The following is a 9,641-nucleotide window of genomic DNA, read 5'->3' on the forward strand; positions in this document are numbered from 1 at the left end:
ATAGAATGAAGTATTTGAAAAAATACTTCATTTTTGCATTATGAATATGAAGAATGTATTATTACCGGCGTTTTATCTGCCGCCAATTTCTTGGTTTTCAGTGTTTTTAGATCCTGAAAATGAAATTGTATTTGAACAGTTTGAAAGTTTTCCGAAACAGACGTACAGAAACAGAGCTAATATTTTCGGAGCCAACGGAAAGTTATCATTAATCATTCCTATTGCTCATAACGGATGCAGAGAATTTAAGGATATTGAAATTTCTCACCGTGAAGACTGGAGGAATTTGCATTGGAAATCCATTAAAACCGCCTATCAAAGCTCTCCGTATTTTGAATTTTATGAAGATAAATTCAGAAAGATTTACGATCTGAAAGAAAAACATCTGTTGGATTTTAACCTTAAAACTCTTGAAATCGTTCAGCAGATCCTTAAAACAGAAAAGGCACACTCTTTGAATGAAGAATATATCAAATTTCCGGAAGAAATTAATTTCAGAGATCAATTTTCAGCCAAAATACCTTCAGAATACGAAATGGACGAATATTATCAAACGTTCTCTGATAAACGTGGTTTTTTGAAAGATTTATCAGTTTTGGACTTAATTTGTAACAAAGGACCGGAATCTTTGACTTATATTAAAAATATTAAATATTCATAGTAAATGAAAAAGGTATTATTAGCTGCTGTTTTTTTAGTAGGGATTGGTTTTTCTCAGGCGCAGGAAGCAAAAGATCCGATGCAGGATAAAGATCTTATGACGTGGTATCATAAAGATTTTGCTACAACGAAAGTTTATGGGGTAAATACAGAAAATGCCTATAAATTTTTAGAATCTAAAGGTCTTAAGCCAAAGACAGTTTTGGTAGGTGTGTTAGATAGCGGAGTTCAGGTGGATCACCCGGGATTGGTAAAAAACATCTGGACAAATCCTAATGAAGTGCCGAACAACGGAAAAGATGATGATGGTAACGGTTACATCGATGATATCCACGGATGGAACTTTATCGGGGGTAAAAATGGAGATATAGACATCGACAATATGGAGGTAACCAGAGTTGTTGTTAAATATAAACCTGTTTTCGAAGGAGATGATTCTACAAAAAACAAAGCAAACCAAGCTAAAATGCCTGAAGAATTTGCAATGTATATGAAAGCTAAAGACCTTTTCACTAAGAAAAGCGTTGAGGCAAAGCAGGGATTCAAGACCTATACTATGATTAATGAGGCAATTCCCGTAATGGTAAAACTACTGAACGGAAAACCTCTTACTCCTGAAAATGTTGCAGCAATAAAACCTGCAGATCAAAAAGAAGCAATGGCGGCGCAGGTTTTGGCGCAGGTTGCTCAAAGTCCTGAATTTAAAGGAAAATCGGCTGCAGAGTTTGAAAAAGCAATGAGCGGTCAGATTAAAGAAGCTTTAGACTATTTTGGTCCTCAGGAAAAGCAGTATGATCTTAATTACGATCCGAGAAAAGAAATCGTAGGAGATAACTATGACGATTATTCTGAGAAAAATTACGGAAACAATCATTACGAAGGTCCGGATGCAGAACACGGAACTCACGTAGCGGGAATTATTGCCGGTCTTCCGAACGGAAAAGAAATACAGTATGGAGTTGCTTCGAAAGTAGCGAAAATAATGTCTGTAAGAACCGTTCCGAATGGTGATGAAAGAGACAAAGACGTTGCCAACGCAATCAGATACGCAGTAGATAACGGAGCGAAAGTTTTAAACATGAGCTTCGGAAAGCCGGTTTCTCCGGGTAAAAATGTAGTTTGGAATGCATTTAAATATGCTCAGGATAAAGGAGTTCTTCTGGTAAAAGCTGCAGGAAATGAAAACGAAGATGTGGCAGAACATCTGGCTTATCCTACCAACTTTAAGAATGTAACCGATGAAAAACCATTTGTAAACAACGTATTGGTTGTAGGAGCAAGTACCAATAAAAATGATGCATTAAGAGCGAGTTTTTCCAACTTCAATAAGAAAATGGTAAACGTTTTTGCTCCGGGTGAAGAAATTTATTCTACCGTTCCTCATAATGAATATAAATACTTACAGGGAACTTCTATGGCTTCTCCGGTTGTAGCAGGAGCTGCAGCAGTTTTATTGGCTTATATGCCTAATTTAACACCTGTACAGATTATCGAATCTTTGGTGAAATCCAGCAACCCAAGTACAACAAATCAATTCGGAGATTTCTCTGAAGCAGGAGGAGTAATTGATCTTAAAAAAGCGGCAGAATATGCTTATACGCATTTTTACAACGGAAAAGCAGGCTCTTCAAAGAAGGCTGATAAATCCGTAAAAAAGACTGTTAAAAAATAGTATATCTTCCTGTATTTAAGGTAGAAACATATAAAGTCCGAAATTTTCGGACTTTTTTTATTGGTAATAATTAATTTTGGCACGGTTTTTTGTAACTTTATTGTAACAAAATAATAAACAACAAAATGAAAAAGTTACTACTTGCAGGGATGTTGGGAACATCGCTTTTTGCAGTGTCTTGTTCCACAGTGAATAATGCTAAAACAGCCCAAACACAAAGATCAGAATTTTTGAAAATGAAAGGCGACTGGCAGATCGTCAGTGTAAATTATGATAAAAAGTTCAAAGTAAAGCCATTCGATGACGGTGTAGATGCACAGTGTTTCGTAGGAAGCCACTGGAGACTGATTCCAAATAACTGGACAGGAGCGTATACATTAAACGGAGGAGGAACCTGCGGAACAGGATTTACACAGCCGATTAAGATTGATGTGGTAAGCGGAAATACATTTAATTTCAAAAAAATTGCTGACGGTACAAAAGCAAAGCAAAATACAGCAGGTTATACTTTGACGCTGACTAACCAGAATACAGACCAATTCTCATTGGAACAGAATATTCCTTTCGATGGAGAAAATGTAAGAGTAGTTTACAATTTCGAAAGAACAGGAATGAAATAATTTAACATAAAAAATATAAAAAGATGAAATTTACAAAAACATATATCGGAGCGTTATTTTTATCATCAGCTTTATTGCTTACAAGCTGTGAGGCTGTACAGAATTCCAACCATCAGCAGAGAGGGACAGCAGTAGGTGTTGCTTCCGGAGCTGTAATAGGCGGTATTTTGGGGAATAACGTAGGAAAAGGTAAAAATGCTGCTTTAGGAGCTGTTTTAGGAGGTATTATCGGTGGTGTTGCAGGTAACGTTATCGGTTCTAAAATGGATAAACAGGCAAGAGAAATTAAAGAAACTTTACCGGGAGCTCAGGTAGAAAGAGTAGGAGACGGTATCAAAATTACATTAAGTGAAAGCATCGTGAATTTCGATTTCAATTCTTCTGCTTTAACAAGTACTGCAAAAACAAACCTTGATAAACTGGCTCAGGTTTTAACGAACAACCCGGATACAAACATTAATATTTATGGGCATACAGACAGCAAAGGTTCAGATTCTTACAACATGAGTCTTTCTGAAAGAAGAGCTAATTCTGTAAAAGCTTATTTAGCGGGTAAAGGAATTTCTTCTAGCAGATTATTTGCTTTGGGAGAAGGAGAAAGTATGCCGGTTGCTACTAACGATACAGAAGAAGGAAGAGCTAAAAACAGAAGAGTGGAATTCGCTATTACCGCCAATGAAAAAATGATTAACGACGCACAGAACGGTCAATAATTATTTAACATATAAATATTTTCGTGAATAACCGCAATAGCGGTTATTTTTGTATTTTTATGGTGATATTTTTTGAAATTACTATTTTTGCATTTGAAACAACATAAATGAAGAAATATTTAAAGCTGCTCCGCGTGGAGCAATGGGTGAAGAACCTGTTTGTTTTTGTTCCTCTTTTCTTTTCGGGTAATATTAAAAATCTCGAACTACTCACAAAAAGCATCTTTGCTTTTATCATTTTTTCTTTGGCTGCAAGTGTCGTTTATATTCTAAATGATTATAACGATATTGAAGCAGATAAAAAACATCCCGAAAAAAGAAGAAGACCTTTGGCGAGCGGAGCCATTTCAAAATCTCAGGCGGTAGGAATTTTTACAGGACTTATTATTCTGGACATCGCACTGGTTTTCTTTGCCCAGATGTATTTTCATGAAAGTTTATGGAAATTTGCAACCATCGTAGGATTTTATTTTGTAATGAATCTTGCGTATACATTCAAATTAAAGCACGTTCCGATTATTGATATTTCTATCATTGCTGTGGGATTCGTTTTAAGAGTTTTATCGGGAGGCTACATTACGGGAATCAGCATTTCTCAATGGGCGATTTTACTCACCTTTGTGCTTGCGTTGGTATTAGCCATAGGAAAAAGGCGGGGAGAACTCATCAATGCGCAGGTTTCCGGAAAAACGCGAAGAGCATTAGACGGCTACAATGTACAGTTTGCAGATATTGCATTATCCATTTCCGTGACTCTGGCAATTGTCTGTTATCTGATGTTTACCCTGTCTCCTGAAGTTCAGGCAAGATTTCATTCAAGAGTATTTTATACGGTAATTTTTGTTGTTTTTGCTTTTTTAAGATACTTACAGCAGACATTGGTATACAACAGAACCGAATCTCCCACGAAGATTGTTTACAGAGACAGATACATTCAGATCACCTTGATATTGTGGGTTGCTGCATTTTTAATTCAAATCTACTTTAAAAAATGAAGCCGAATTTTGTACAAAAAGTGACCAACTGGGGTAATTTTCCCATAGTGGAAAAAGAAATGAAGTCTGAGGACAGCTTCAGAAAAATAAAAGAATTTGTTCAGAATCATAATGAAGTAATTGCTAGAGGAAACGGAAGATGTTATGGAGATTCTTCATTGGGAGAGCATATATTTTCAACCAAAAAATTAAATAAATTCATCAGTTTTGACCGTCTGAACGGAATTATCGAATGCGAATCGGGAGTCCTGCTTTCCGATGTGCTGGAAATTGCCGTTCCGCAGGGATATTTTTTATACGTAACACCGGGAACCAAATTTGTTTCTGTAGGAGGAGCCATTGCTTCTGACGTTCACGGTAAAAATCATCACGCTGAAGGATGCTTTTCGGAATATGTAATTGAATTTAAACTGATGATCGAAAACGGCGATATCATCAACTGTTCAAGAGAAGAAAATTCAGATAAATTCTGGGCAACTATCGGCGGAATGGGATTAACCGGGATTATTTTAACGGCAAAATTCAAGCTGAAAAATATTGAATCGGCATACATCCGTCAGGAAAGTATTAAAGCCGAAAATCTGGATGAGATCTTTAATCTGTTTGAAGAAAGCGAAAGCTGGACTTATACTGTAGCATGGATCGACTGCCTTCAGAAAGGTAAAAATATCGGAAGAAGTATCCTGATGAGAGGAGAACACGCTTTTCAGCACGAGCTGCCTCAGAAATTCAAAGAAAAACCATTGCGTTTAAAGAAAAAATTTGAGCCAACTGTTCCGTTTTATTTTCCCGGATTTGTCTTAAATGCTTTAACGGTAAAGATTTTCAATTATTTCTATTATAAAAAACAGTCTAAAAAGGAAGTTAAAAACTTTATCGATTATGAAACTTTCTTTTATCCTCTTGATTTCGTTCATGATTGGAATAAGATTTACGGAAAATCCGGCTTCATCCAATATCAGATGATGATTCCCAAAGAATCCGGAAAAGAAGGAATGAAAAAAATTCTGGAAACCATTGCCAACAGCGGAAACGGTTCTTTTTTAGCTGTTTTAAAGCTGTACGGAAAAGAAAATCCGGAAGCTTACAATTCCTTTCCGTTTGAAGGATATTCTTTAGCATTGGACTTCAAAGTGAATTCCAAACTGAAAAAACTGATTGACCAGCTGGATGATATCGTAGAGCAGTACAACGGTAAAATTTACCTTACCAAAGACAGCATGAGCAGATCTTCGCTCACCAATTATCTGAAAAATGTTCAGAGCTCAAAATTTGTGTCTTTGCAGCATAAAAGAATTTTAAATAATATTTAGCAAACATGATCGTTTTAGGAAGTACATCGGAAGTAGCACAGGCTTTTGTGGAAAAGGCATTGCAGGAAGGAGAGAGATTTGAAAAAATCTATCTTTTTACCTCCAGTAAAGAAACGACCGAAAGATTTGCCCGACATATTGATGTGAAATTTCTTCAGCAGTCCGAAGTGATAGAGCTTGACCTTATGAAAAGCATAGATTATAATCAGTTTGATGCTGTTAATTCAGGTTTGCTGTTCTGTGCGACAGGCTATTTGGGAGAAGGAACAGAAGAAGGATTGTATGACAACAAAAATACACAACGTATTATTGATATCAATTACGCTAAACTGGTTCCTGTGATGAATTATTTTGCGCAGAAATTTGAAAGCAGAAGATCCGGAACGATTATCGGACTTTCTTCTGTTGCCGGAGATCGCGGAAGACAGAGTAATTTTATTTACGGAAGTTCCAAAGCGGCTTTCACAGCCTATTTAAGTGGTTTGAGGAATTATCTTTTCGATAAAAAAGTTCACGTAATGACAGTGAAACCCGGATTTATGGCAACCAAAATGACTGAAGGCTTACCTTTGAATCCAAAACTTACCGCAACCCCGAAACAGGCAGCAGAATCTATTTTCAAGGCTTATAAAAAACAGAAAAACGTAGCCTATGTTTTGCCGATCTGGGGAATTATCATGATGATTATCCGCAATATTCCTGAATTTATATTTAAAAAATTAAAGCTTTAAAATTATTTTATTTAAAATATACTTTCGATCTTTACGTTAAAAGATAAATATTCTAAAATTGACTTACTTCAATGAAAAAACTGTACTGCTTCGATTTCGACGGAACACTTACGTATAAAGATACCATGTTTATGTATCTTAAATTCTACGATTCTACAAGATTTCGTCTGCAGTTTTTGAAGCATATTCCGCTTTTTGTTCTTTTAAAACTGAAACTTGCCGATACGGAAAAAGTGAAAAAAAGCTTTATCGGTTCCATTCTGAAAGGACAGACTCAGGAAAAAATCGAAAAAAAATCCAGACAGTTTTTTGAACATTATTATCCTAAAATCGTAAGGGAAAATGCATTGGATTTTATTCAAAATATAGATCATAATAATACGCGGAGTCTATTGGTTACCGCATCGTTAGACATTTGGGCAAAACCATTTGCAGAAGCTTTTAAAATGCAGCTCGTTTCCACCAGAGCCGAGTTCAGAAATGGAGTTTTCACCGGAAATTTTGTGGGAAGAAACTGTAATGGAAACGAAAAACTGGTAAGAATTCAGCAGGAAATCAGCAATCATAAATACGATAAAATTATTGCTTTTGGAGATACATCGGGAGATAAACCAATGTTGAATTGGGCAAATGAAGGACATTACCAATTTTTTCACTAATTTTGGGCAGTAAAATAAACAGATCGAAACAGAGTATTTTAAAACGATAACTCTATTGATTTTGTAGGATTTACAGATTGTACATATTCCACAGAAACTAATATTTTCAAAGTAAAAATGAATAAAGTATACCTTGATAACGCTGCAACAACTCCACTTTCGGAAGAAGTTATCGATGCAATGGTTGATACCATGAAAATGAATTTCGGAAATCCGTCCTCTACGCACAGTTTTGGTCAGGAAGCAAAAATTCTTATCGAAAACGTAAGGAGACAGGTTGCAGACTATCTTCATGTAACGCCCGCTGAAATTATTTTCACTTCCTGCGGTACAGAATCGAACAATATGATCATAAAATCGGCTGTTGAGCAGCTCGGAATAGAACGTATCATCAGTTCCCCTCTTGAGCATAAGTGCGTTTCTGAAAGTATTCTGGATATGAAAAGCAGAAAAGGAGTAGAGGTAAACTACATCCGTCCCAATGAAAAAGGAGATATTGATCTTAATAAACTGGAAGAACTGTTAAAAGCTTCCGACAAGAAAACTCTGGTAAGCTTAATGCATGCCAATAACGAGATCGGAAATCTTATCGATATTAAAAAAGTGGCAGAACTCTGCAAGGCAAATAATGCGCTTTTCCATTCGGATACTGTTCAGACGATGGCTCACATGAATCTTGATTTCTCTGATATTAAGGTAGATTTTGCTTCATGCAGCGCCCATAAATTTCACGGACCAAAAGGCGTTGGGTTTGCGTTTATCAGAAAATCAAGCGGTTTAAAAGGAATTATTACAGGAGGACCACAGGAAAGAAGCTTAAGAGCAGGAACAGAAAATGTAGCAGGAATTGTAGGACTGGGAAAAGCACTGGAAATTTCTTTAAAAAATCTTGAAACTTATACTAATCATATGCAGGAAATTAAAAGCTATGCCGTAGAAAGGCTTACAGCGGAAATTCCGGGCATTAAATTCAATGGAAGGAGTTCTGAGAAGGATGGTAGTCTTTACACGGTTTTAAGTGCTTTATTACCGTATAAAAATCCTCTAATCGGGCTACAGTTAGATATGAAAGGAATCGCGATTTCTCAGGGAAGTGCGTGTTCTTCAGGAGCGTCAAAACCTTCTATGGTGATGATGATGGTTTTATCTGAAGATGAAATGGATCACTGTACGCCGCTTCGTATTTCCTTCAGCCATTTAACCACTAAAGAAGATATCGATGCTTTGGCTACTGCTTTGAAAGAAATTTCTAAAGATTTTGTTATAGAAAATACAAATGTTGAGCATAGATAGTCTTATTACTCAAAAAGCGTAATTTTGATTATCCAATTAAAGAAATTATAAAAGAATAATATTAATTTAAATAAAAGAAACAAAAATGGCTTTAGAAATTACAGATAGCTCATTTCAGGAAACGGTTTTAAAATCAGATAAGCCGGTATTAGTAGACTTTTGGGCAGTATGGTGCGGACCTTGCAGAACGTTGGGACCAATCATCGAAGAAGTAGCAAGCGATTTCGAAGGAAAAGCAATAGTAGGGAAAGTAGACGTGGATAACAATCAGGATATTTCTATGCAGTACGGGATCAGAAATATTCCTACAGTTCTTATTTTTAAGAATGGAGAAGTGGTTGACAAATTAGTAGGAGTAGCTCCAAAAGAAGTGATCGCAGAGAAATTAAGCGCTCACTTGTAAAAAAAATAAATTTGATAATGAACGCCTTCCGTTTTTGGAAGGCATTTTTTTTGAAATAAATTTGCAGGTAACGAAAAAAGTTGTACTTTTGCCATCACAAAAAAGAAACGAAGTTCTTTAGAAACAAAAACATGATCCGGTAGTTCAGCTGGTTAGAATGCCGCCCTGTCACGGCGGAGGTCGCGGGTTCGAGTCCCGTCCGGATCGCAAAAGTTTTTCAATTTACTTTTAAAACAAAATTTGATCCGGTAGTTCAGCTGGTTAGAATGCCGCCCTGTCACGGCGGAGGTCGCGGGTTCGAGTCCCGTCCGGATCGCAGAAGTTTTCTCAATTTCTTTTAAAAAAATTGATCCGGTAGTTCAGCTGGTTAGAATGCCGCCCTGTCACGGCGGAGGTCGCGGGTTCGAGTCCCGTCCGGATCGCAATGATTTATCAAATAAAATAAAGTGCTGTAAAAAGATATTTTTACAGCACTTTTGTTTTTATCTATTTCCAGATGAAACCCAAAATCATGGTATGAAAGTTACCTATTCAGTGACCTGTTTGAAAGGAGAAACAGATCTCTGAATAGTAAGAAAATGA

General features: G+C 36.4%; 10 protein-coding genes and 3 tRNA genes. All 13 read left to right on the forward strand.

The window, feature by feature from the left end; genetic code table 11:
- Positions 1 to 40 precede the first annotated feature (40 nt).
- The 13 genes from KKI44_RS21030 to KKI44_RS21090 all read left to right on the forward strand — a co-directional run bounded on the left by KKI44_RS21030 (position 41) and on the right by KKI44_RS21090 (position 9,481).
- Positions 41 to 661 (forward strand): WbqC family protein, encoded by a 621-nt coding sequence (locus KKI44_RS21030; RefSeq protein ID WP_375181041.1) that lies wholly within the window; start codon positions 41 to 43, stop codon positions 659 to 661.
- 3 nt (positions 662 to 664) lie between these two features.
- On the forward strand, positions 665 to 2,332 hold the full coding sequence (locus KKI44_RS21035) for a S8 family serine peptidase (RefSeq protein ID WP_214588992.1): 1,668 nt from the start codon (positions 665 to 667) through the stop codon (positions 2,330 to 2,332).
- A 125-nt stretch (positions 2,333 to 2,457) separates the two neighbouring features.
- Positions 2,458 to 2,952, forward strand: a complete 495-nt coding sequence (locus KKI44_RS21040; protein WP_214588993.1) for a lipocalin family protein — start codon at positions 2,458 to 2,460, stop codon at positions 2,950 to 2,952.
- 23 nt (positions 2,953 to 2,975) lie between these two features.
- Complete coding sequence (locus tag KKI44_RS21045) at positions 2,976 to 3,665, forward strand: OmpA family protein (protein ID WP_214588994.1); 690 nt, start codon at positions 2,976 to 2,978, stop codon at positions 3,663 to 3,665.
- A gap of 107 nt (positions 3,666 to 3,772) precedes the next feature.
- Positions 3,773 to 4,660, forward strand: coding sequence for a decaprenyl-phosphate phosphoribosyltransferase (locus tag KKI44_RS21050; RefSeq protein WP_214588995.1), 888 nt, complete (start codon positions 3,773 to 3,775; stop codon positions 4,658 to 4,660).
- On the forward strand, positions 4,657 to 5,973 hold the full coding sequence (locus KKI44_RS21055) for an FAD-binding oxidoreductase (protein ID WP_214588996.1): 1,317 nt from the start codon (positions 4,657 to 4,659) through the stop codon (positions 5,971 to 5,973). Before KKI44_RS21050 ends, KKI44_RS21055 begins: the two co-directional genes overlap by 4 nt.
- Positions 5,974 to 5,978: 5 nt before the next feature.
- Entirely contained in the window at positions 5,979 to 6,704 is a 726-nt protein-coding gene (locus KKI44_RS21060) for an SDR family NAD(P)-dependent oxidoreductase (protein ID WP_214588997.1), read from the forward strand.
- 71 nt (positions 6,705 to 6,775) lie between these two features.
- Positions 6,776 to 7,363, forward strand: coding sequence for an HAD family hydrolase (locus KKI44_RS21065; RefSeq protein ID WP_214588998.1), 588 nt, complete (start codon positions 6,776 to 6,778; stop codon positions 7,361 to 7,363).
- Between the two features lie 117 nt (positions 7,364 to 7,480).
- Positions 7,481 to 8,656, forward strand: coding sequence for a cysteine desulfurase family protein (locus KKI44_RS21070; RefSeq protein WP_214588999.1), 1,176 nt, complete (start codon positions 7,481 to 7,483; stop codon positions 8,654 to 8,656).
- Between the two features lie 85 nt (positions 8,657 to 8,741).
- The gene (gene trxA, locus KKI44_RS21075; protein ID WP_076392215.1) at positions 8,742 to 9,059 is read left to right on the forward strand and encodes a thioredoxin; all 318 of its coding nucleotides are present in this window, start codon (positions 8,742 to 8,744) and stop codon (positions 9,057 to 9,059) included.
- 133 nt (positions 9,060 to 9,192) lie between these two features.
- Positions 9,193 to 9,266: transfer RNA gene (locus KKI44_RS21080), tRNA-Asp, on the forward strand.
- A 35-nt stretch (positions 9,267 to 9,301) separates the two neighbouring features.
- Positions 9,302 to 9,375, forward strand: a tRNA-Asp gene (locus KKI44_RS21085).
- Between the two features lie 32 nt (positions 9,376 to 9,407).
- Positions 9,408 to 9,481 (forward strand) — tRNA-Asp (locus KKI44_RS21090).
- Positions 9,482 to 9,641: the final 160 nt, after the last annotated feature.

It is taken from the genome of Chryseobacterium sp. ZHDP1 (assembly GCF_018603435.1).
Classification (GTDB): Bacteria; Bacteroidota; Bacteroidia; order Flavobacteriales; family Weeksellaceae; genus Chryseobacterium; species Chryseobacterium indicum.

What these genes read in the sequence shown, in the direction of transcription:
- KKI44_RS21030 (WP_375181041.1), top strand. Translation starts at nt 41, where the DNA reads ATGAATATGAAGAATGTATTATTACCGGCGTTTTATCTGCCGCCAATT.
- KKI44_RS21035 (WP_214588992.1), top strand. Translation starts at nt 665, where the DNA reads ATGAAAAAGGTATTATTAGCTGCTGTTTTTTTAGTAGGGATTGGTTTT.
- KKI44_RS21040 (WP_214588993.1), top strand. Translation starts at nt 2,458, where the DNA reads ATGAAAAAGTTACTACTTGCAGGGATGTTGGGAACATCGCTTTTTGCA.
- KKI44_RS21045 (WP_214588994.1), top strand. Translation starts at nt 2,976, where the DNA reads ATGAAATTTACAAAAACATATATCGGAGCGTTATTTTTATCATCAGCT.
- KKI44_RS21050 (WP_214588995.1), top strand. Translation starts at nt 3,773, where the DNA reads ATGAAGAAATATTTAAAGCTGCTCCGCGTGGAGCAATGGGTGAAGAAC.
- KKI44_RS21055 (WP_214588996.1), top strand. Translation starts at nt 4,657, where the DNA reads ATGAAGCCGAATTTTGTACAAAAAGTGACCAACTGGGGTAATTTTCCC.
- KKI44_RS21060 (WP_214588997.1), top strand. Translation starts at nt 5,979, where the DNA reads ATGATCGTTTTAGGAAGTACATCGGAAGTAGCACAGGCTTTTGTGGAA.
- KKI44_RS21065 (WP_214588998.1), top strand. Translation starts at nt 6,776, where the DNA reads ATGAAAAAACTGTACTGCTTCGATTTCGACGGAACACTTACGTATAAA.
- KKI44_RS21070 (WP_214588999.1), top strand. Translation starts at nt 7,481, where the DNA reads ATGAATAAAGTATACCTTGATAACGCTGCAACAACTCCACTTTCGGAA.
- trxA (WP_076392215.1), top strand. Translation starts at nt 8,742, where the DNA reads ATGGCTTTAGAAATTACAGATAGCTCATTTCAGGAAACGGTTTTAAAA.